The organism is Amycolatopsis sp. NPDC000009, from assembly GCF_055563465.1.
Window position 1 is genome coordinate 45102 of sequence record NZ_JBVHDI010000023.1, and the last position, 20812, is coordinate 65913.

The 20812-nt window shown below is 67.9% G+C and carries 23 protein-coding genes; 19 read left to right on the forward strand and 4 right to left on the reverse strand.

The genetic code is table 11. The features are described 5' to 3' along the window. The first annotated feature begins 70 nt into the window (after positions 1–70). The 16 genes from ACZ3HL_RS37960 (at position 71) to ACZ3HL_RS38035 (ending at position 14381) form a co-directional block, all read left to right on the forward strand. The gene (locus ACZ3HL_RS37960) at positions 71–913 is read left to right on the forward strand and encodes an SAM-dependent methyltransferase (protein ID WP_465536356.1); all 843 of its coding nucleotides are present in this window, start codon (positions 71–73) and stop codon (positions 911–913) included. Then, a complete protein-coding gene (locus ACZ3HL_RS37965) occupies positions 897–1787 on the forward strand; it encodes an SAM-dependent methyltransferase (protein ID WP_465536357.1) in 891 nt (296 codons plus the stop codon). Before ACZ3HL_RS37960 ends, ACZ3HL_RS37965 begins: the two co-directional genes overlap by 17 nt. Next, positions 1784–2173, forward strand: a complete 390-nt coding sequence (locus tag ACZ3HL_RS37970) for a hypothetical protein (RefSeq protein ID WP_465536359.1) — start codon at positions 1784–1786, stop codon at positions 2171–2173. The genes ACZ3HL_RS37965 and ACZ3HL_RS37970 overlap by 4 nt, the downstream gene beginning before the upstream one ends. Before the next feature lie 207 nt (positions 2174–2380). Further along, positions 2381–3451, forward strand: a complete 1071-nt coding sequence (locus tag ACZ3HL_RS37975; RefSeq protein WP_465536361.1) for a S1 family peptidase — start codon at positions 2381–2383, stop codon at positions 3449–3451. Between the two features lie 155 nt (positions 3452–3606). Further along, a complete protein-coding gene (locus ACZ3HL_RS37980) occupies positions 3607–4428 on the forward strand; it encodes a trypsin-like serine protease (RefSeq protein ID WP_465536362.1) in 822 nt (273 codons plus the stop codon). Continuing rightward, positions 4422–5069 (forward strand): HAD family hydrolase, encoded by a 648-nt coding sequence (locus ACZ3HL_RS37985; protein ID WP_465536364.1) that lies wholly within the window; start codon positions 4422–4424, stop codon positions 5067–5069. The genes ACZ3HL_RS37980 and ACZ3HL_RS37985 overlap by 7 nt, the downstream gene beginning before the upstream one ends. Before the next feature lie 483 nt (positions 5070–5552). Then, positions 5553–6074, forward strand: a complete 522-nt coding sequence (locus tag ACZ3HL_RS37990; protein WP_465536365.1) for a hypothetical protein — start codon at positions 5553–5555, stop codon at positions 6072–6074. A gap of 184 nt (positions 6075–6258) precedes the next feature. Then, positions 6259–7077, forward strand: a complete 819-nt coding sequence (locus ACZ3HL_RS37995) for a trypsin-like serine protease (protein ID WP_465536367.1) — start codon at positions 6259–6261, stop codon at positions 7075–7077. A gap of 98 nt (positions 7078–7175) precedes the next feature. Next, on the forward strand, positions 7176–7748 hold the full coding sequence (locus ACZ3HL_RS38000) for a hypothetical protein (RefSeq protein WP_465536368.1): 573 nt from the start codon (positions 7176–7178) through the stop codon (positions 7746–7748). Continuing rightward, positions 7745–8824, forward strand: coding sequence for a hypothetical protein (locus tag ACZ3HL_RS38005; protein ID WP_465536369.1), 1080 nt, complete (start codon positions 7745–7747; stop codon positions 8822–8824). Before ACZ3HL_RS38000 ends, ACZ3HL_RS38005 begins: the two co-directional genes overlap by 4 nt. Before the next feature lie 251 nt (positions 8825–9075). Continuing rightward, positions 9076–9561, forward strand: coding sequence for a hypothetical protein (locus tag ACZ3HL_RS38010; protein ID WP_465536370.1), 486 nt, complete (start codon positions 9076–9078; stop codon positions 9559–9561). 68 nt (positions 9562–9629) lie between these two features. Further along, positions 9630–9944 carry a helix-turn-helix domain-containing protein gene (locus ACZ3HL_RS38015; RefSeq protein WP_465536372.1) on the forward strand — a complete coding sequence of 105 codons (315 nt, stop codon included), beginning with the start codon at positions 9630–9632 and terminating at the stop codon, positions 9942–9944. Between the two features lie 408 nt (positions 9945–10352). After that, complete coding sequence (locus tag ACZ3HL_RS38020) at positions 10353–10634, forward strand: hypothetical protein (RefSeq protein ID WP_465536374.1); 282 nt, start codon at positions 10353–10355, stop codon at positions 10632–10634. A gap of 2098 nt (positions 10635–12732) precedes the next feature. Beyond that, complete coding sequence (locus tag ACZ3HL_RS38025) at positions 12733–12930, forward strand: SAV_915 family protein (protein WP_465536376.1); 198 nt, start codon at positions 12733–12735, stop codon at positions 12928–12930. Then, on the forward strand, positions 12927–13217 hold the full coding sequence (locus ACZ3HL_RS38030; protein ID WP_465536378.1) for a hypothetical protein: 291 nt from the start codon (positions 12927–12929) through the stop codon (positions 13215–13217). Before ACZ3HL_RS38025 ends, ACZ3HL_RS38030 begins: the two co-directional genes overlap by 4 nt. Positions 13218–13235: 18 nt before the next feature. After that, a complete protein-coding gene (locus ACZ3HL_RS38035) occupies positions 13236–14381 on the forward strand; it encodes a WXG100 family type VII secretion target (protein WP_465536380.1) in 1146 nt (381 codons plus the stop codon). Between the two features lie 230 nt (positions 14382–14611). Here the strand turns inward: ACZ3HL_RS38035 and ACZ3HL_RS38040 are convergent, their stop codons facing one another. Both ACZ3HL_RS38040 and ACZ3HL_RS38045 read right to left on the reverse strand, forming a co-directional pair. Next, entirely contained in the window at positions 14612–14935 is a 324-nt protein-coding gene (locus tag ACZ3HL_RS38040; RefSeq protein WP_465536382.1) for a hypothetical protein, read from the reverse strand. A gap of 23 nt (positions 14936–14958) precedes the next feature. Continuing rightward, complete coding sequence (locus ACZ3HL_RS38045) at positions 14959–15933, reverse strand: RNA polymerase sigma factor (RefSeq protein WP_465536384.1); 975 nt, start codon at positions 15931–15933, stop codon at positions 14959–14961. A gap of 156 nt (positions 15934–16089) precedes the next feature. Between ACZ3HL_RS38045 and ACZ3HL_RS38050 the strand changes: the two genes are divergently transcribed. Both ACZ3HL_RS38050 and ACZ3HL_RS38055 read left to right on the forward strand, forming a co-directional pair. After that, the gene (locus ACZ3HL_RS38050; RefSeq protein WP_465536386.1) at positions 16090–16860 is read left to right on the forward strand and encodes a GntR family transcriptional regulator; all 771 of its coding nucleotides are present in this window, start codon (positions 16090–16092) and stop codon (positions 16858–16860) included. A 121-nt stretch (positions 16861–16981) separates the two neighbouring features. Then, positions 16982–17221, forward strand: coding sequence for a hypothetical protein (locus tag ACZ3HL_RS38055; protein ID WP_465536387.1), 240 nt, complete (start codon positions 16982–16984; stop codon positions 17219–17221). A gap of 210 nt (positions 17222–17431) precedes the next feature. Here the strand turns inward: ACZ3HL_RS38055 and ACZ3HL_RS38060 are convergent, their stop codons facing one another. After that, a complete protein-coding gene (locus tag ACZ3HL_RS38060) occupies positions 17432–18022 on the reverse strand; it encodes a hypothetical protein (RefSeq protein WP_465536389.1) in 591 nt (196 codons plus the stop codon). Positions 18023–18457: 435 nt separating this feature from the next. After that, positions 18458–19405, reverse strand: coding sequence for a hypothetical protein (locus tag ACZ3HL_RS38065; protein ID WP_465536390.1), 948 nt, complete (start codon positions 19403–19405; stop codon positions 18458–18460). 245 nt (positions 19406–19650) lie between these two features. Here ACZ3HL_RS38065 and ACZ3HL_RS38070 point away from each other — a divergent pair, with 245 nt between their 5' ends. Next, the gene (locus ACZ3HL_RS38070) at positions 19651–19959 is read left to right on the forward strand and encodes a hypothetical protein (protein WP_465536391.1); all 309 of its coding nucleotides are present in this window, start codon (positions 19651–19653) and stop codon (positions 19957–19959) included. The last annotated feature ends 853 nt before the right edge of the window (positions 19960–20812 follow it).

Genomic DNA, 20812 nt, shown 5'->3' on the forward strand with positions numbered 1-20812 from the left:
AACGATGCGTCAGCACCCACGCCGACCCGGCACTGCAGCGGTGTCCATCCCTGATTGTCCACAGTGGATCGTGACACGGGCCGGGGCCCGGGCCGCGCTGGGCGGCCGCAGGGACGACCCGGGGGCCCTGTCGGCGGCGTGGCGTATCCGCGTCTGCATGCCCGCCTTCCCCGCGACGATCACGGCCGAGCACGAGTTCCGGGACCGTGTCCTCGCCCAGGCGGTCAGGGACGGGTTCTGGCAGTACGTCGTTGTCGACCCTGACCTCCCACCGTGGAAGCCCGTACACGAGGTGCTGTCGGACGGTTCGGGCTGTCGCGTGCTGTACCTGCTCGACGACACCGAATCCGCGGTGCGGTCCTGGATGGTCGCGACCTACCGCGACAACCCGGACGTCAGCTGGATGTCCTCCGATCCCGGGCTCGGCGCCTGCCTGCGCACGGCCGCCGCGAACGGCGAGATCAGCCTCGACGCACCGATCTGCGTTGTGCTGTCCTCCGCGCTCCAGCACACCTGGGATCCGCAGGCACTGCTCGCTGACCTGTGGGACGTGCTGCCCTCGGAAAGCCGGGTGTCGGTCACCCACGTAGCCCCACAGCACCCGGCCACGACCCCGGATTCGGGACGATCGTCGGTGGAGGCCGCGTTCACGAGCTCCCTGCCATCACCGCTGATCCTGCGCCCCATCTCTGACGTGCTGAACATGTTCACCGATCCGCACGAATGGGACCTCCTCCGGTGCAGCGGCGTGGAGATCCAGGCCCCGCCGGACACCGCAACGTCACGGTCCAGCCCGGACACAGCGTCGGAGCTGATCACGGTGATCGCACGCCGCCCGCCCCGCACGAGACCACGTCCGTCTGCCAGCACCGTCGATCACGCGAGGAACCCCGGCCATGACCTCGACGCCTGACCCGTACTTCCTGACCCCGCACGGCACCGTCCCCGATCAGCAGGCCGAAGCCGACCACCCGACCATCGGCCGTATCAACGGCTTCCTCCTCGACGAGACCTTCGGTGTTCGATCCGATGGAGTCTTCGCCGCGGACCGCGAACTGGCAAAGCGGACCGACGCCGACGTGCCCGGCTACCGCTGGTGTGTGCTGGCGCAGCAGCGCTTCCTCTACGACGTCATCACGTTCGCGGCCGAGCGAGCGATCAGCCAGTTCGTGGTCCTGCGCGCCCCGCTGCCCCTCGGCCCGGAGAGGAAAACTCCGTACACCCTGGCCAAGGCCCACGTCGGTACACCCAGCATGGTGCTGGTGGCCCGCGAAACGGTGCTGTTCGGCCAGCAGGAGACAGCCCTGGCCGTGCTCGAGGTGGAACGGGCCGCGGCGGTCACGGCCGCAGTCCACGAGGTCCAGTTGCCGCTGCATCAGGTGCATGAGCGTGGCGGCTGGTCGCTGGACCTCACGACACCGGTGTGTCTCACCCTGGTCGCAGATCCGGCGCACTGGCCTGGTGACGTCACCGCCCTGATGCGCGCCTACCACCAGGAGCTCCCTCCCGGCAGCGTGATCGGCGTAAGCGCCCTCGGCACCGCGCCCCCGGAGAGCGCGGCCGCCGCCGCGCTCGATGACCTGGCCAGGCATTTCGCGTTGACACCCGAGCCGCAATTGACGCCACGATCCCAGGCCGAGGTCGAAAGCTGGTTCGACGACACCGGCTGGACGCTCGAACCCCCCGGCGTCGCGCCGGTATCGCATTGGTGCGGCCCACAACCCGCCGACATCACGGGTCCGGAACTTCCAGTGTGGGGCGCGATCGCGACGAGGGACGCGTCGTGACGACATCGACCCTGACCGTTCAGGACACCGCTCACACCCAGTCAGCACATGCCGCCTGGATCGCGGATCTCGTCGACCACGCCGCGATCGACGTGGCCCGGCGCGGGCTGATCAAGGTCACCGACGCCGACCCGCTGGATCGCGAGGACGCCGGAGAATGGCTCACCAGCCTGCTCGATCGCTGGATCGAGCACCGCCACTCCGCATCGGAGCATCTGTTCGTCGACGTGACCACCCACCGCGCGGTCCGGCTCGTCCTTGTCCGGCGTGATACCGGCGAGTCGATGATCTACATGGCGCAATCCCCGGGCACCGGCACCGACGCGGATCTCTACCAGCAGCTCGTCGGCGCGGCCCGATCCGCCCCAGGCCCCGGCGACAGCTGAGTCCACCACCCGGCACGACCGGTCGCCCCGTGCGGAGCCTCGTGTCGTCCGGAAAGGACTGTCCACCGTGGCCGCGCCAGGTGCGGCGAGCGCCGCCCAATGGCCGACTTCGCCGCACGCCGCCACCGCGGCCATCCGGTGGCCCACAGTCGCGCTCCCCGCACACCTGCAGAGAGCGTCAGGAAGCACCATCAGAGAAGGGAAACAGTGACAGCATCAAGTTCGAGAACCCGCCGCCGTGGCGGGTTGCGCGTCGCCGTGGTCGCCCTGGCGGCGTTGTTCGCCACCGGCCTCGGTGCCGCGCCGGTCGCTGCCGCCGACGGCGGGAACCACGGTGCGGCCACGGCCGTGCCCGCCAGCACCACCAGCCCGGCCGCCATCGACAGCGGAGGCGACGATGTGTCGCCGATGATCGTCGGCGGCGAACTGGCCCCGCAGGCGTATGCCGGTGCCGGGTCGATCCAGCTGCTGAAGAACGGAGTGAAGGACTGGCACACCTGCAACGGTGCGCTGATCCACCCGTCGTTCGTGCTCACGGTTTCGCATTGCCTGTCCATCATGGATCCGGCGCCGCAACGCGCGGACCGGGTGGGTGAACTGGCGTGGCGTGCGTTCCAGCAAGCGCCGCCCCAGCGGCGGGTCGGGGTGGGGACGCAGGCGGAACCGCAGGATCCGTCCCAGTACACGCTGCGGATCGGCTCGACCGACCGGCATTCCGGTGGCGCCGTCCGCCGCGTCGCGTCGATCTCGCTTCCGCAGGGCTGGGAGTGGGGTATGCCGGACGCGGGCGGCTACATCTGGGATATCGCGCTGATCCAGCTGGATCACCCGGTCCCGGGATGGATGGTCAAGCCGGCGAAGCTCGGCGTCCCGCTCGCCGGGAAACCGGCCCGGATCATCGGGTGGGGCATGACCGACCCGGACCCGTCTCACTGGGGTGCCCCGGCACCCCAGTGGCTGCGGCAGCTCGACGTCCCGATCGCCCCGGACGGCGACTGCGCCGAATCGGGGATCGGCCGTGGCGAGACCTGCCTGGGCACCTCCCCGGGCGGCGGCACCGCGTGTGCCGGCGATTCCGGCGGCGGCGCCCTGCAGCGGCACGGGAGGGACTGGGTCCTGATCGGACTCGGGTCGCGGTCGCACACACAGTCCTGCGTCAGCTCCACGATCTACACCAAGGTCGCCGAGCCGCGGTTCCTGGTCTGGATGATCCGCACCATGTACCAGCGTGACCCGAACACGCAGGTCACGCAGGCGGACCTGACCCTGGCGGGATAGGTCCACAGCGGATCGGTGACCGTCCAGCTCCGGCGGTCACCGATCCGCTCTGACCCCGTGAGCCCCCGAAAGCTCGCCACGACCGCACGATTTCCCTGCCGCCGCCGAAGATCAAGCCCGAAGTCCGACACCGGACACGTCATCAAGGAATTGTCATGTTCAAGATCCTCCGCAAAGCCATCCCCGGCGGCGACAGCGCCCGCTTCTACCGGGCCTCCCTCGACGAGCTCGCCGCCCAGCCCACCCTCCGCCCCACCGACGTGGGCGTTCCCTGGTCGGTCGCGTTCTACTACGACGCACCCACCAGGCCAGAGCGCATGAACCGTCTCGCCGGAGGTGGTGTGCTGATCTCCGATCGCTGGGTTCTGACCTGCGCGCACATCTTCAGCGACGATCGGCGCAAACGGGACGAGCCGCCGCTGGCCGAGAAGGACTTCTCCGCCCGCATTGGCGGACGAAAGCTGCACGCCGGAACCGTGCGCCGCATCAACACGCCCGTCCCCGGCCCGTTCTACCCCCGGCGTCCGGGCCGTCTTCCCGGTCCCCCCGGCGACATCTGCCTCGTCGAACTCGTCGATCCAGTCGACATGCCCTCTCTTCGACTCGCGACGACCCCCGCCCAAGTGGGCCAGAACGTGAAGAGCTTCGGCTGGCCGGGCGGCAACGACGGCCCCGGCGTGCTCCACGAGCTCCACTCGACCATCGTCGATCCCCGCAGCGGCATGAACCAACTCATCGGTCACGGCGAGCTCTGTGCCGCGATCCCGGAAGATCATGTGCTCGGCCCCGGGTTCTCCGGGTACCCCGTCGTCACGCTGCCGGACACCACGGACGACAGCGCGCCCGAGGTAGTCGGTCTCATCAGCCACGGCCCGGTCGAGCAACTTCCCTACGCGGTACCGATGATCCTCACCGACATCACCGCGCACCTGGCCTGGATCACCGCCACCACCTCCGGCGTGGTGTCCCCGTGCTGATCACCGTCGACGTCGGGCACACACTCGGTGAGTTCGACCGGCCCGGCACCGCCGACCTACTCCGCGAGATCGCCGAGGCGCCCGCGTACGCCGCCGAGGTCGACCGGACCCTCCTGCACGTCACCCCCGAGCTAACTCGCGGGATCGCCCGGCACGTGCGCGAACTTCTGCTCATCCCCGAGCACGCCTGGCCCGAAGCCTGGCACACCGGAGGTTTCACGCCCTACCCGGGCACGCTCGCCGCCCTGTCCCGGCTGGCCGCGATCGCGCCCGTGGTCGCGCTGACGAACGTGTCCTGTATCGCCGGGCCACGGCGGCTCGACGACCTCCAACTCCACTGTGGACAGTATCTGGACGGAGTGTTCGCCAGCTACCAGCTCGGCTCCCGCAAACCCCAACCCCACGGCTGGAACACCATCGCCGCCACGCACGGCATCAGTGTCCGCGAGATCGTACATATCGGTGATCGCGTCGACGACGACATCCGCGGCGCGCTCGCCGCCGGCTGCGCCGCCGCGATCCTGGTCACCACCCGGGAAACCCTGCCTGCCGATCTGCGTCAGGATCCCCGCGCCACGTCGGTCCCCGACCTCGGCGGCGCCGCGACCGCGATCGCCGCGATGGCGGGTGAGGCCGCGTGAGCACCGGGCACCGGTCTGCTCGCCCCGGACACCTTCCGGCCATCGTGGCCATGACCCTACCGGTCGTGATCTTCCTCCGCCGCCGACTGCGAACACCTCGCGGCCACAGCCGGATCCGCGACGTCGCGCAGCCGGCATCCCACCGACCGCGACGTGCACGACAACGTCTCATCCGGCCGACACCACCATGCCCGAACTCCCCCTCTTGTGGCACCAACTCCGCTTCTGCGGCAAGGATAGGAGCACAGCGTGAACGATCCCAGCCCACATGCCCCATGCCCGGATGCCACCGGCGACAGCAGGCTGTCGCGGGCGAGGCAGTACGGGAGAGTCCGTTTGTGGCCGCCCGCCGCCGACCGGGACCGGCCGGTGATCCGACGCCTCGCCCGGCCCACCGACCGGGCCACGCGCGTACGCAACCACCGAACATTCCCCCGGCGCCGCTCTGCTCGCCAGCACCCAGGCCGCGGCACCAGCCATCGCGTGACGCGCGTGATCACGGCCGTGATCTGGGGCGTCGTCCTCGCCACTAACGTCGGGCTGGCGACCTGGAGCGGTACGTACTACCTGCCGATGCCCTGGTGGCCTGTCGTGGTCCTGGCGGCAGGTCTCGCCGCGGCCGCAATGGTGTGGGCGTTCGGGGACCTCGCACTGTTCCGCAACCCGTTGCTGTGCCTGAGTACGTGCGTGTTCCTGGTGTCCGTCACCGTCGCGCTGAACCTCGTAGGGCGGCCGGCGGATGTCGGGTTCGCCTCCGACGCCTGGGCCGGGGTGCGGGACTACCGACGCGGCTGCCTGGCCGGCACCGAATACGCCGATCGGTCCGCCACGCTCAGCGTCACCACCGATGTCGTCACCATCGTGGGGTCGCAGGGCGGGCAGTTGAGGTTCACCAGAACCGCGGACGGCTGGCCGTCCCTGGCCCGCGCCGAGATCGCGGGACGCGGTGTCGTCCCGCGCGACCGTGCCACGCGTCTCGCCCTGGCTGCCGCCGGCTGCGACTAACCCCGCATCGCCGCCGCTCCGACTCGGGCGAAGGCTGCCCTTCCCTGCCTGTCGCCCCTGTGGACATCCAACCCGCACAACAGATGCTGCAAGTCAGTCCCAGAGCCCAGCTCCGCCACTCGAATACCGCTGCACCACAACCACCACATCGCATTTCGAACACGACCCACGACAGGAAACTCCCGTGCCACACACAGAGCTCAACCCCGAATTCGCCGAACCTCTGCGCTACTACAAGGAAGATCTCGAGAAGCTCACGTGCGAACCACAAGCTCAAGAGACCACCGACGAGACTCCGTGGATCGCGAGCTTCATGTACAACTGCGACGTCACGAAGATGCTGGTCGACGAATACCGCAGTGCCGCCGTCGTAATCGATCCACACTGGCTGCTCACCTGCGGTCATGTTTTCGGTGACATCTGGCGCCCGGAGAACGCGCCCACATTCGAGGACCTGGACCTCTACGTCCGGATCGGAGGACAGCAACTGGGCACCGGAACGGTGCACCGATTCGACAAGGTCGTCACCAACCGATTCCGTATGAAGAACCGGTCGGTCCTCTGGGGTCCGGTCAATGACCTGGCCCTGGTACACCTCACTGAACCCGTCGACGCGGAGCCAGCCGTACTCCCGGACATCCACGACTTCCACGGTCTCCGCGTCGGCCAGCGCATCACCGCATACGGCTGGCCAGATGGACGTAAGGGAACCGGGCAGCTCATGCGAGTGGACACCGAAGTCATCCGGCCGGAGTCCTGCATCGGCATGGCGCCCGGCCCCGGTGACGCCTGTGTCGCGAACATCGCGAACGCCCCGATGCGCCCGGGCTACTCCGGCGGCCCTGTGTTCCTGCTTCCCGTGGACGGCACGAACGTCACGCCCATCCTCACCGGTGTGGTCAGCCGTGGAATCCACGGTGAGCCCGAGATCTTCCCCGGAGTCGTCACTGACCTGACCACTCACCTTCCGTTCATCCGCGCCACCATCGCCGGTAGTGACTAGCCGCACCCGGTCACGCACACCGGCCACTGCTCGCGCGGACCTGATCCCGCCACGTCCCAGCAACACCTTCACCCCTTTCCGAGACACCGCCGAAAGACATGACTCTCCTCGACAACGCACGTACCCGGCTCCACGCCGCCATCGGCCGGAACCTCACCACCCGCCACAACGAACTGCCACCGCCGGACGACGGAACCGTGGCCCCACTGGTCGCCTACCTCCAGCGGCGTGGCTGGACCATCGTCGACCGCGACACCCACACCACCGCGGTCCTCACCTATCCAGGCAGTTTCCAGGGCGCACTCGATACCCATGATCGCCGCGAGGTCGCCTTGGACGACAACCTGCAAGAACTCGAGGTGGAACTCGATCGCCGCGGACCGCAGTGGATCGCCCATTTCTCCTCGTGCGGGGCTCTGATCGGCTGCGACCGGCACCGCAGCATCCCCGTGCGCATGGGCCTCCACGGTCTCCCGTTCACCACGGTGCTCGGCGACCTAGAACTCCAGGCACGCCGCCTCCGCCCCCATGACATCGCGCACTGCCTGCTCTTCGGCGCATGCAGCAGCCGGGACGTGCCCAGTCAGCCTTGTGTCCTCCCGCGCGTAAGGCCGAACGAACCGGCCTCACTGCACGTCCTGCCGCACCACAGGAATGAGGCGCAGAGGTGAGCGTTGAGTGGGATCTGACCTACCTCAACTTCGACCACGGAGGCGCAGAACACGACCAGTCCGCCGTCTACGACATGGACCGGCTGGTCGAACGGCTGGGCGCCGATGGCCGAACCCCCGATGCCGGGATCATCGGCGAAGCGAACTTCTGGCGCTACTTCGGCGGCAACGGAACCGGACAGGCCGAACTCGCGCTCAATTCAATCTTCCGCGACCGCAGCTACGTGATCCTCCCCGGCTCACTCCCCCGCGAGTGGGGCGAGATCGCCCCCGCGCTGCTGTACGACGCCAACCAGGTCCACAAACACCGCTGGGACAGCGGGCACGAACCCGGCTTCCTCGAACGCAACCGCAACCGCGCCCTCCTGTCCCCACGGGACAGTCCCGACCACAACCTCATCCTCTTCGGCTTCCACGGGCATCCCGACGGCGACGAGCGACTCCACGACGTGAAGCGCTTCCGCCCCTACGGTGCATCGACCGAGCCACCGACCATCGTCCTCGGCGACTGGTTCGGCCACCCCTCCGGACCGAAATTCGAACCCCCGACCTACGCCGAACACTTCGCCGAACTCTGCCAGTACGCGCCGCGAATGCTGTTCCCGGACGGGATTCCAGTGCCAGGGGACTTCCCGTTCGACACCCAGGCCCTGGACTACCTGTGCGGCCGATGGCGACGCGGCCGACGCGACTGGCGGCGCGCGTGGCTGACACGGAAACCAGGCGGCCGCGTCGGCGGTGTCGGGTTCAGCCACATGGCCGAACTCGCCGGCAACTACACCCCGACGAACTTCCCCGCACCGAACGGACGGCCCACCACCCAGATCGACGCGGCCGTCCTCAACCCCCGTGCGGCGGCCATGCTCGTGCCCGGCAGCGTCCTCGTCCACGAACCCGCCGAGCAGATCAACAGCCACAAACGGATCAGCCTGAAAGTGGCGTTTCCCTCCGCAACAGAAGGCCCCGAAAAGACCATGAAGTGCCCGGACGAAACTATGGCCAGGATGCTGCGGGAGCGGATCCACCAAGCGCTGCGCGCAGGAAGTGACGTTGTGGTGGTGCGAGAAACACCATGAACGATTCCAGCCCATTCCCCATCCCCGCCGAATCCAGACAGGCAAGTTCGCCGCAACACAAGAAGCGCCGCCTACGGCCTCCCGCTGCTGACATGCGTCAGCCGCTGTTCCGTCGCTCCGCGCGCTTGCTTCGCCGAGCTGACCACGCCGCGGATCACGACGTATTGGCCCCTCGCAGCCCCGCCACCGCTCACCGGGACAGCGACGACGTCGCAGCACTGCGCGCGGTCACCTCGGCGTGTTGGGGAGTCATGCTCGCCGCCGGCGGCGGGCTGGCGACCTGGAGCGGCACGTTCTACCTGCCCATGCCCTGGTGGCTTGCCACGGTCCTGGTGGTGGGCGTCGCCGGAGCCGCCGTCGGGTGGGCGCTGGAGAGCCTGAGTGCGGTACGCCGCGCCGTACCGCGGGCGTGGACGGCCACCATCCTGGTGCTCGTGACCCTGGGCCTGGTCACCGCAGGCCTGCCCGAAGACACCGGTTTCCCGCCGGACACGTGGGCCGGGGTCCGGGACTACCGCGGCAAGTGCCTCACCGGCACCGAATTCACCGATGCGGGCGCCCAGCTCAGCATCACCGCCGACGTCGTGACGCTTATCGGCTCCCGCAGCGGCACGCTGCGGTTCACCAGAACAGACGACAGGTGGCCGTCCCCAGGCCGCGCCGAGATCGGGGGCAGCGGCGTCGTACCGCACGACCTTGCGACGCGTCGTGCACTCGCCGCCGTCGGCTGCAGCTAATAGTTCCGCCCGGCGCCGCTGCCTGTCACCACCACAAGATGAGACACGAAAGGCTTGGTGAAGTTGCCATGACAGAGGATTCAGCAACACCGCGGAGAGTCACTTTCGCGGACCTCGAGACCGAGGTGTCGGTGCCGCTCGGTGAGCTTGTGACCCGAGTTCGACGTGAACGCCGCCTCTCACAGCGAGAGGTACAACGACGCGCGGGCATGAAAGATGCAACTCTTTCCAAAATCGAAAAGGGCATCAACGGCATCAGCAACGTCTCCATCATCATACGGCTTGCCGACGCTCTGGAAATGCCGCGCGAGCAGTTGTTTGAATGGTCCGTTCGCTACATCGAGAACAAGCATCGGCATTCCGGCGACCGCGCCAGCGATTAGCCAGCCCAAACACAGCGGTCCAGGCCACGACCGAGGACCGCGGCACACTGCAGCTCACCGGCCTCGACAGTGCCAACTACGCACTCGTCACGAACTCGCGGCACTTCGCGGCCAGGTCGCCCAGCCGACCCCTTCCACGACGCACAGCACCGACAGGAGACCGAATGCACGGCGCCTCCGAACTCCGCGCACGGTCGTCGGGCCTTTCGGGCCATGCGTCGCGAGCCCTGTCGCCGCACAGCTCCGACCGGCCGGCTTCGCGAATGCTGTCACTGGTGCGCAAGTCTCCGGATGCGCTCACCAGTAGAGCACCCCAGTCCGGGTCGACGTGCCGGAACAGGTTCGCAGTCGGCGGCTCGCCAAGGGCGACTCACTGTCACTCACGGAATCGCGCGACGGGTAGCTCCCATGTCCCTTCGTGACGCGATCATCGCGGTAGCAGCGATTTCCCTGGCCGCTGCAGCGGTCGCCGTCCTCGTCGTCGGCGGAGTCCTCGTCTGGTACATCGCCGACGCCGAACGCCGCTCCACCCGCGAGTTCACCCCGATCCACCGCTCGCGGCCGCCACTGAAGCCCGGGCAGCTGGACACGGACCCGGACGGACCCGCCGGTCGCCCGTTCAGGCCGATCTATCGGCGCAGCACACCGTCCACTCCGAACCCCGGTGTCCGGAGTCATATGCACGAATGACCGAAGTCGTCCGCACTGACGCTCGGCGCTGGTAAGCCTCGAGGGAATCGCGGCTTCCCCTGTTCCGCGGCGGGTGACGCCCCTCGTCAGCCGCTGAGCGCATCCCTGTCTGGGGCTCGACGCGGGTCGGCTCAGGCACATGATTGCGGTCACGCAGGAACTTCAGTGCCGCCACCGGGTCTCGCAGCAGTTCGCTGTGCTTCTCTAGCGCGGCGGCCTGCATTTCGCCGATGGTCCATACGACGAGATCGGCACCTGTCTTGATCATGACGATCGATCCCGGGCGGACGACAGCGTTCTCCTACTACTCCACGAGCGCATATAACGCTGCCACGGCCTCGGCCTTTCCCTTGTCGATCATCGTTCGCGGCTGTCGTCTGCCTGTCCGGGCCGCGCCCGCGCGAGACGAGCCACACTTTGGCTCACGAATCGGTCGCCTTTCGGACGACGTTCTACCCCAACGTGCCGGACATAACATCAGCCGTCACCCCCTGCTGTTGCTTCCCCGCAGCCACCACGGGTTCGTTTCCGCTGGTCGCAAGGCTCTTCCCAGCGACTCACCTTCGGGACTTGGAGGTGGCGGCTCCCCGGATGAGCGGCGACTCACCCATATGGCAGACGCGTGACGACATCAACGTCGCGCTCACGCCCGCGTCGTCACCGGGCGCGACCTTCCGTCTGACGATGACGCCGACAACGTCAACTGGGAGACAACATGCACGAGATCGCGCAGACACTGCCCGAGCTCATCACCACGCTGGGCGCCGCTATCGCGACGATCATCGCCGCCGCGTGCAGCAGGCCGAGCCTGAAAGGTACCGACGACGACCTGTAACCCCAGCGGCCGGAGACGCGCGGTACAGCTGTCGGAGACAGCACGCCACGGAGCGCCCAACTCCGGAACGTAATGCACCCAGCCCCTTCCACGGGCCGCTCCGAAGGCCTTCGGCACCGCCCACCAGCGCAGCCGGGCTGCCCAATATGGGTTCCAGCACGCAGATTGTCCCCACCAGCTCGTCGAGCAAAGAACCGATCAGCCACCCGCCAGACGTTCGCCATCGGCGCAAGGCACCCCGACAAAACGATATCTACAGACAGTGCTTTGACCATCACGCAAACGGTTCGTAGTCTGAGGTCGACAACCACACCTCAGCCCTTGAACAGCAAGAACGCCCTTACTCGCCCAGTAGGACGAACAGGACCACATCGCCCGTCACATCGCGGGGCAGTCCTACAACCATTCAGGTGACGGACCTTCCCGTCCCACGGACACCTGCCCAGCAAGCGATGCGAAGCGTAGCCATTTGCGCTCGCAACCGGGTGAGATGGCAAACGCACTGCGATATCCGTGTGAAAGGGGTGCCCACCTGCGCAAACTTGCGTAATGCTTGAAGGGAAAGAGAACAGAAAAAGGTGCCCCCTGCGGGAACAGGAGGCACCTGGTTGCAAGTCCCTCATCGTCCGGCGCTCACCAGAAGAAAGGGTGGTTGCATGTCCACCGTAACCTGTCGATGCCGTCATTGTCTCTGCTCCGATCCGTCGACTTGTGCGAAACAAGTCACGGCGAGCGGTTGGGACGTCCTGCTGACCGTAGCGCGCGAGCCTGAACCAGCACGACGGGTGCTGACGTTCCTGCTGCTCATCGCCATGAGCTCCGTATCACTGGCCATCGCGGCCGCCGCGGTCGTCGCTCCGCAGACTCTTGCCGAGCCCGCCGCCCCGCCGCCAGCGTGCAGCACGCGCTAGAGCGAAGGGCGCGCCTCAGGCGGCGTCTCGACCGCCCATCTCCATTTTCTCTATTTCCTAGCTGAATTCCGAATGCGTGAACAACGTCGGTGAACCTCATCGACGGAATTCGTTGATCGCTTTGAAGGAGCAGACAATGACTATTGATCCGTCGTGGTTCACTACAGCGCGCCTTCCACAGCCCGCTACGGAACCTATGGCGAGGCCGGTCTCCACTTTCGAACCTGACATGGAACCTCTCCCGCCCGCGCCGCGAGGGGCGGCGACCGCGCCTGTGCTCGCTCCGCCGGTGCTGTACGTGCCGTGTGTCCGACAGCCGACCGGCGGGGACGTCGAGATTCAGACTCGCGTGATGCGAGACGGTCGGGTCGCGCTCCTCGCCTACACCGCGCTGGACCGGCTCGCCGCCCACTGCGGGCACACCCAGCCCTGGGCTGCCGTGGAGACCGTGCATCTGGACGAACTGGACCGGGTATGGCCCTTCGACGTCCTGATGCTGGACCTGCCCGTTCCACACCACGCCCGTACCCGCAGCGGAGGTCGACGATGAACCACGACCTCCTCCAGATCCCGTTCGACAACCTGGCCGCGGCGGCGGGATCGCTGCGCGACGGAGGCTCACTCGTCGAGAGCCTGAAATCCTACCCACCGGACGAGACCGGTGCCGGCGATTTCAGTGGTGACGCGAGCGCTGTCATCGCACACCTGCTCGCCGCCGCCGGGCAGGTCGCGATCGGACTCAATGCCGTCGGTGACGCGGTCGCCACGGCCGCAGACTCCTACCGCTCCACCGACCGGGCAGCCCGCGACCGGGTGTCGCTGCTGTGGACGAACTGACCAGCCGAGAGGACAACGATGCCGATCAACACCGTGGTCGCAGGGGACCCCGACGCCGTTGCCGCAGCAGGGGCGTGGCTCCGGGGACGGCTCGCCGCGACCCTCCACGAAGCGACCGGAACCATCGCCCAGGCGAGGTCGACTACCAGCAACACCTGGACGGGACCGGCCTCAGAGGCCTTCGGTGCCCGGACGGAACACATCCGCCGTGGCATCGACGATCTGACCGCCGAGACCACCCGCGTCGCGAACTCCTTCGGAACATTCGCCGACGCCATGCGCGAAGCACAAACCAGGATGGGACGCGCCCGGGACATCGCCACCACAGCCGGGCTCACCATCACCGACGGCGTCATCGCCGAACCCGGTCCTCCGCCAATGTGTTTTCTCGACCCTGAGCTCGACGCCGCAGTGAGGCTCCGGAACAGGCAGATGCACGACGCCTATCAAGCAGCCCGCGCCGAAGCACGCTGCGCGTTCGACGTCCTCGTTGATAACGGTGTCACCGCGGCAAGGATCTGGAACGAAGCGACGAAAAAGTGGTTCCTCACCGCCCCCGAGTTCGTCGGCAAGGCCGCCAAGTCCCTGGTAGACAAGCACGTCACCGCGCTGGACGCGGAAGCGGACCGATTCCGCGACCAGAGCGTCACCGCCCAGCAGCGCGCACTCGAGGCCAGGGGCGGCCCTGACGCCGCGCTCCACGAGAGCATTCGTGACGAGACCAGCACCCAGGCCGCCGACGTGCGTGACAAGGCAGGAAAGGCGAAACTCAGCCAGTTCGGCCTGGCTGCCTTCGACAAGGGCATCACCATCGGCGCGATCGCGCTCGACATCTCCCAGGGCAAACCCCCGGGGAAAGCGATCGTTACCAACACCGCCGGATCGCTCGGTGGCGGCTTCATCGGCCGTGCCATCGACACGGCCCTCACTGCCCGAGGCGCCGGGGCAGCCGGCGTCGCTCTCGCCGCGGGCGCCACCGGTGCACTCGCCGGAGTCGCGGTAGGTCTCGCCGCCGAGGCAGTTTGGGATGACCTTCCACCAGTGGTCAAAGACAAGATCGAACAAGGAGTAAAGGAAGTGTTCGAGGCTGGCCAGCACGCCATCGCCGACGTGTGGCACGGCGCCGAGAACATCGCTGAAAAGGTCTGGAACTTCATCTTCTGACCGGCGATGCCCAGTCAGCCGTCGCGTACCGCGCTCGCACTTGTTTCGACAGGCGCGGTACGCGACGGTGAGGGGCCAGGCAATGAAGGTCAGCAACGGTGTAGCCGATTCAGCTGGCCGCAGCAGTCCGTGCCAAGGCACCGCTCTGATGCCGGAGAGCTCGTGCGGACGCGCCAGCCGGGCGATCGCCTGGGTGGCGGCGGAGCAACTGGTGCCGGCGCCGACAACGGCTATGCCATATCGGCCAGGAGCAGCGCCAGGCTTCCCAACGAGATCACGCTTCCGTCGCGGGCGGGGGGTCGTCTGGGCCAGCTGCCGGATCTCCGCGGCCCTGCCCGCGCCGACCTCCTGCCCCGGCTGGATGGCAGCGTCGAACGGGCGAGCCAGACCGCACGGCGAAGCCGCGCGAGATGCGCACGATCGCCGGTGCGTGCCGCGATCACCACCGCGTCGTAGACACCGGGGTCGAGCAGGAGGGTGGTGTCCGCGGTGATGGCTGGATCGTTCTCGTACCGTTCGCGTTCGCCACGCTCTCCACACCTCGGCCTACGCACACCATCGCCTCGACCTTACGGGTTCACAGCGGGCGGTATTCGCGGATCTTGCCCTTGACACGCGGTTGCGGGTCGTCGAGTGTCAGGCCGAGGTCGGCAGGCGCGTCCGCCTGTTTCAGGCGGGAATTTTCCCCGTACAGCTCGGTGACTACGGTCTGGCAGGCTCCGCACCCGCTCACGTGATGACCGACTTGCATGCTTTGCCGCTTCTGCAACCCGCCCCGAACCCATGCGCCCAGCTTTGCCGCCGTCGCCAGACAGCCCCGCGAGCGTTCGTCAGGCTCGGGCACATGCGCCTGAAGGTATTCCTGCCGCAGGCGTTCGCGAGCCCGGTAAGCCAGGGCGGACACCCCGTTCGGGGTCAGCCCCATCATCGGAGCGACCTGGAGGGGAGTCAGCTCCTCGACTTCGAGGTGCCACAGCACTTCCTGATGCCGCTCGGTGAGCCGGGTGAAGGCACGCACGGCGAGCAGGCGCTCCAGGCCGGCGAGCGCGGTGTCCCGGAACGGCTCGGTGATCGCGCCCGGGTTGCCGGTGTCGATCGCGGTGGTCTCGACGTCCGCGGTGAAGGTGATCCTGCGTTCCCGGCGTGTTCTGTCGTAGGCGATGTGCCGCAGGGTGGTGAGCAGGTACGCGCGGAACCTCGCGTCCTCCGGACCACGGTCCCCGCCCTGCAGGATGTCCAGCACTCGAAGGAATGCCTCGGAGACCAGGTCGTGGGCCTCGTGGTCCGGACCGGCCAGTTGCCCGGCCAGGTGGTACGCCGAGGCGCGATGCCGCAGGTACAGGGCGCCGTAGGCGGCCGCGCTCGTGGCGGGCTCGCCGTGACGCACGATCTGCAGCAGGTCGGCGTCGCTCCGCTCCTCGGTGGGAACATCGGGCGTGACGGCTGATGCCGCGGCCTGGTGGTGATTCTGGGGGTTCGTGCGCCGGTCGGCGGTTCGCTGAACGCGGAGGGCAGTGGCCGGCCGCTTGCTGGGCAAGACGATGGTGGACACGACTGACTCCCCCGCTGGACGTGGTACACGACGTGGTGCGAGGTACCGGCCGGATACCAGCGCAGATTCAAAGTCCTAGGACTTTGAGAATTGCATGCCGGGCCTGGATGCGCAATAGTCCTAGGACTTTGGTTCCGGCGGCGTCGAGGGGCTGGTGTGGTGGTCAAGAAGCCGACGTACGAGGTGATCGCGGCGGAGCTGCGGGACTCGATTGTCGACGGCACGTACCAGCCGGGTGAGATGCTGCCGCCGCTCAGCCGGCTCACCCGCCAGTTCGACGCGTCGAAGGAGACGGTCCAGCGTGCGGTGCGGGAGTTGGTCGCGGAGGGCCTGGTCGAGACGAGGCGCGGGGTGGGCGGCGGCACGGTGGTGACGGCCGCGCCCGTGCGCGAGGTGATCGTGCGGGAGCGCAGAATCTTCCGCGACGAGCGGGGATACTTCTTCGATCTGGCGGCACAATCCTGGGTCGCTGTCAGGGACCCGCTGGTCCGGACAGCACCGGCTCCTGCTGATATTGCCGTGCTGCTGGGGACCGCACCGGGTCAGCCGGTGGTCATCCGCGATCGTGTGATGGGTGACGCCGACACCCGCCAGGTGCACCACGTCTCCCTCAGCTACCTGCCTCCGTGGCTGGTCGACGAGCTCCCCGTCATCGCGGAGGCCGAGACCGGGCCGGGCGGGATCCTCGACCGGATGGAGGAGCACCTGCAGGCGGAGCTGGACATGGAGGAGCGAGTCGGCGCCCGCCCGCCGTCCGCGCGGGAGCGCGAACTGTGGGCCCTACCGCCCAGTGCGCCGATGCTGCGGCTGCGGCGGATCGCCCGCAGCCCGGACGGACGGATCTGCGAGGTCAACGAGACCGCGTTGCCAGGCCACCTTTACGAGATCGGGTACGCGCTCGAGCGCACGGACACACCAGACCGGTGAACTCGTCCAGACCAGGAGAACGCGACGACGTGCGTGGGCCAGCACTTGCCCTGCCAATCAGGTACGCGACGATGGGAGCGGTGACAGTGGCTGCCCACACGGTGACAGAAGGGCTTCCCGCATGACTGAGGCTGAACTTGCCGAACTGTTCGCGGGGGCGTCAGCGCTGATCGAACCCGGGCAGCCACTCGCGACCCAGGTCATGGCCGTGCAGCTCCTGCTCGGAGTGGTCCGGGAGGACCCGCGATACACCCTGCAAGTCAGGGAACTCCTGACCGCGCAGGTGGCACTGGGGGTGCAGCCCGAGCACCTCGTCACCGAAATCACCAAAGCGCTCGCGCACCTGCCTGTGCCCCGCTGATCACGGCAACATCCTCACCCCCCGACGCTCTGTCCACGTCGACAACCAGCTTGAATGCCGGCAGTGAGCGGTGGCACAGAGACCGCGCGCAAGCCGGTCGCGCCGGTTCCATCACCTCGGCTTCCCACATCCGCTGTGGCTCTGTGGCGCGTAATACCCTCAGCGTCGCCGGTTCGCCTGTCGCAAGCGCGGGCTGGCAACGATGCTCGATCACGCGAATTCCGAGGCTTCGAGCATATGAGTGCACCGTCGTGGATCTCCGAGCGTCATGCCGTCCGGCAGCTGCTGCGCTGCCCAGAACGCCTCCGCCGCCGCACTGTCGGTGATTGCCGTGGTCGACCATCGGTAGCCCTGGCCGCGCGCCAGCGCGGCGGTCACCAGCACGGTCCCGAACCCTCGTCGCAGGTACCGGTCATCGACCCGGACTTGCTCGATGACGCCGATGCGGTCCGTCTGGCAGACCTGCACGTCCAAATCGGCCACGGTCGTGCCCTGCAGCCGCAGCATGATCTGTTCGACCCCACCGGGAACCGTCGGCGGCTCAGCGGCCAGGATCACCGAAGGCGCCGGCCCTGGTGTTTCGTCGGCGAACCGGAGATCGACCTCGACCCACGTCGCCCTCGGCCAGCCCAGCTGACGGCACAGTTCGCAGCAACCGGTCGCCAGGTGCCGGATGGTGTCCCAGCCACGGCTCCGGCCCACGAGGTCGAGGTCGTGCCCGTTGAGGCATCTCGCGTGCCGCAGCGCGGGCCGGACGGCGAAACCATCGCCCACAGGTAGGCATCGACGTGGCGCGGGCATGATCGGAGTATGCGCTTGCTCCTGCCCCTACGCCTGAACGACGTCAGGTGAAGGCGGGTCGCGCCGGCCGTCGAGCCGCTTCGTTCGCCAGCTCCACAGATAACCGCCACGCACGTTGCGTCGGACCGGACCGCGGAGACTTCCGTGGTCGCTGGTCTCCGTGTGTGATAGACGCTGCGTGACCCATGTACTGCGCAGGTCAACGCCACAACCTCAGAAGGGGCGGTTCCTGACCTGCGAAAACACAGCGGCTCGTTGCGCCCGGATCTGACCTGCGGACTCGACCCTTACCGGGCCGGACACCCGACACCGCACAGGATTGCCGGCCCCAGCGTGACCGAGCAGTACATGACCCACGCCGAGCGCTATTGGTCGTCGTCACCTTCAGCCGAACCGGACGCGACGGAGCAGTTCGTGCGGTCGAGATCCGGGCAGCTAGGCCATGTCGGCGAGGAGTAGTGCCAGGCTTCCCAGCGGGATGGGTGACCCGTCGCGCCGGGTGATCGTCCGGGCCAGTTGCCGGATCTCCGCGGCCCTGCCCACCTCGACGTTCTGTCCGGGCTGGGCGGCGGCGTCGAGACGAGCGAGCCGGACCGCACGGCGGAGCCGCGCGAGATGCGCACGGTGGCCGGTGCGTGCGGCGATCCGCACCGCGTCGTAGACGCCGGGATCAAGTAAGAGTGCGGTGTCCGCGGTGATGGCGGGATCGTTCTCGTACCGCCCGCGTTCCCCCTGCTCCCACAGCGCGCCCAGCGCGCGTTGCCGCCGTCGCACCGCCTCCCGCCGCCGCTCCAGCGGACTCGCCTGCCCGCTTAAGCCGTGCCGCCGGGCCGATCCGGCACTACCCGGCATAGACGGCGCGCGGCGTTCCGCGTCACCGTAGACGAGGTGCATGCGTTCGGCCCACGCCTGGAACGTGGTGCCCGCAACCGGCGGGTCGGGCAGGACGGCCGGTGGACGGGTGATGTCGCGTGTGTCGTCCTGCTCGCCGGGATCGGCCGGGATCCAGGCGTGCAGCCGCCGGTTGAGGTAGATCGTCAGCGGCCCGATCGTCGGGGTCTCGCGATCGACCAGCCACGGCGGCCGCCGCGTTCCGTCCGGATCGGAATCCAGCATCCGCACGATCGCCTCATTGCACCACCCCGCCCGATACAGCGGAGCGAACAGCGCGGTCAGCTCCCGTGCCTGATCTCGGGGCCAGCGAGCGTTCCCGATCAAGGTCAGGACCGCTGCGGTGATCTGCCGGTCGTTGCCGGGGACGACCTTGCCCGGCCATGTCCGGATCTGACCCGACCATCCCCCGCCGTGGCCACGCGTGGTGGTCTGCAACTCGGCGGCGATGATGCCCGGAACCGGGCTGCGTTCGGCGACTGGCTGACTCATCGGGCGGGCGCGTGACTTCCTGTGAACTGGACCGGCAACGTCCCCCTGATCGTGCCATCGCCGTCCGTGAGAGGTTGGCACGATCGGCGACGTGTCGCCCGCGACTTCACCAGCCGCTGCGACCGGCAGCCTGACGTTCGACCGCCGCACACACCGTCACGGCCCACGGGGCCGTGCATGCCCTGCGCCGACGCGAGGTTTAACACCTTTGTTGCGTTTCGCGTCAGTTCAGCGATATCTCAGGCATGAACAGGCCCTCCGCACCGGAGCCCGCACCCGACCTGGCGCAGTCGCTTCTCCATGCCTGGGCAGCGCAGATCGTCTCCGCGGAGTACTCCGACGCGGTGTCCCTGAAGACGCTCGCCGAGATGTGGCAGCACCGCCGCCGCACACTGGACGCGGCGACCGCGTGCGAGAACGCCACCACCTGCTCGCCCAGCACACCAGCGTGGCTACCAGACGAGATCTGGCCGCGGCACTATCAGCGGCACACCCGAGGTCGTCAGCACGAGCTCGGCGAGTTCTTCACCTCGCCTCCGCCCAGCGCAGCTTGAGTTCGGCGGGCGCGAATCCCGCTCCCCTTGAAGCAGCCCCTGGGCGTTCCGTTCACGCCGCCCTCACCTGAGCGGCCTGCACACGTCTCGGCCGCCACCGCACCCCCTTGTCCATGTGGGTCAGGCGCCCGCGCCGTCGCCGAGACCGACGTCGCGACGACGGCGGATGTCCACTCGGTGGCCAGCCCCGGCCAGGGAGACCGTCCCCACGCCTAGAAGACTGGAATCTACCAGCGGGTAACATGCGACATTTCGGTGACATTTGCGCAGGCCGGAACAGGAAAAAGGCCAATCAATATGGACATTGAAAAGTGTCGCGCATCTATCGGCAGAATGGTCCACTCGTCGAGTTTTGCGGTATTCTTCCCGCAGGCACCATCTGCTTGACCATCTCTGCCGACCCGCTCCGGGCGATTCCCGTGCGCGGCGCCGGTGCGGGGTGACCAGCTCCGCAGCCGGCGGGGCGGCCCTGCCCGGTCGGGAACCGGGAGTGATGGATGGGCAGTCGAGGTGCCGACGACGAGGACCGTCGGGTCCAGAAGCGGTGCGCGCGGAGTTGCGAGGCTCTGGCGACGTTTTTGGAGGTGGGAGCTACTTCGGTGGAGCTCCTGCACGACGGCGCGAGCCTGGCAGCCAAGGCTGCCAGGCTCGCGGCAATCGGACTCCGGGTAGTCGCCAGATGGGCGCGTAGGTAGCCGGTAGCCCTCGTCGATGCGGCTGGGCGGCCGTCCGAGTGTCTGCAGCACTCGACGGCCGTTCAGTTGCACAGACGCAATCATACCGAATTAGCCATCTTGGCGAAAGCGCGTTGCGCCCGCACAATTGAATTCGCCCCCATGCAATTACCGCTTCC

Coding starts and splice junctions, on each gene's coding strand:
- ACZ3HL_RS37965 (WP_465536357.1), top strand. CDS start 897: ATGACCTCGACGCCTGACCCGTACTTCCTGACCCCGCACGGCACCGTC.
- ACZ3HL_RS38015 (WP_465536372.1), top strand. CDS start 9,630: ATGACAGAGGATTCAGCAACACCGCGGAGAGTCACTTTCGCGGACCTC.
- ACZ3HL_RS38035 (WP_465536380.1), top strand. CDS start 13,236: ATGCCGATCAACACCGTGGTCGCAGGGGACCCCGACGCCGTTGCCGCA.
- ACZ3HL_RS38020 (WP_465536374.1), top strand. CDS start 10,353: ATGTCCCTTCGTGACGCGATCATCGCGGTAGCAGCGATTTCCCTGGCC.
- ACZ3HL_RS38010 (WP_465536370.1), top strand. CDS start 9,076: ATGCTCGCCGCCGGCGGCGGGCTGGCGACCTGGAGCGGCACGTTCTAC.
- ACZ3HL_RS38070 (WP_465536391.1), top strand. CDS start 19,651: ATGAACAGGCCCTCCGCACCGGAGCCCGCACCCGACCTGGCGCAGTCG.
- ACZ3HL_RS38065 (WP_465536390.1), bottom strand. CDS start 19,405: ATGAGTCAGCCAGTCGCCGAACGCAGCCCGGTTCCGGGCATCATCGCC.
- ACZ3HL_RS37980 (WP_465536362.1), top strand. CDS start 3,607: ATGTTCAAGATCCTCCGCAAAGCCATCCCCGGCGGCGACAGCGCCCGC.
- ACZ3HL_RS38060 (WP_465536389.1), bottom strand. CDS start 18,022: ATGCCCGCGCCACGTCGATGCCTACCTGTGGGCGATGGTTTCGCCGTC.
- ACZ3HL_RS38025 (WP_465536376.1), top strand. CDS start 12,733: ATGCGAGACGGTCGGGTCGCGCTCCTCGCCTACACCGCGCTGGACCGG.
- ACZ3HL_RS38000 (WP_465536368.1), top strand. CDS start 7,176: ATGACTCTCCTCGACAACGCACGTACCCGGCTCCACGCCGCCATCGGC.
- ACZ3HL_RS38055 (WP_465536387.1), top strand. CDS start 16,982: ATGACTGAGGCTGAACTTGCCGAACTGTTCGCGGGGGCGTCAGCGCTG.
- ACZ3HL_RS38030 (WP_465536378.1), top strand. CDS start 12,927: ATGAACCACGACCTCCTCCAGATCCCGTTCGACAACCTGGCCGCGGCG.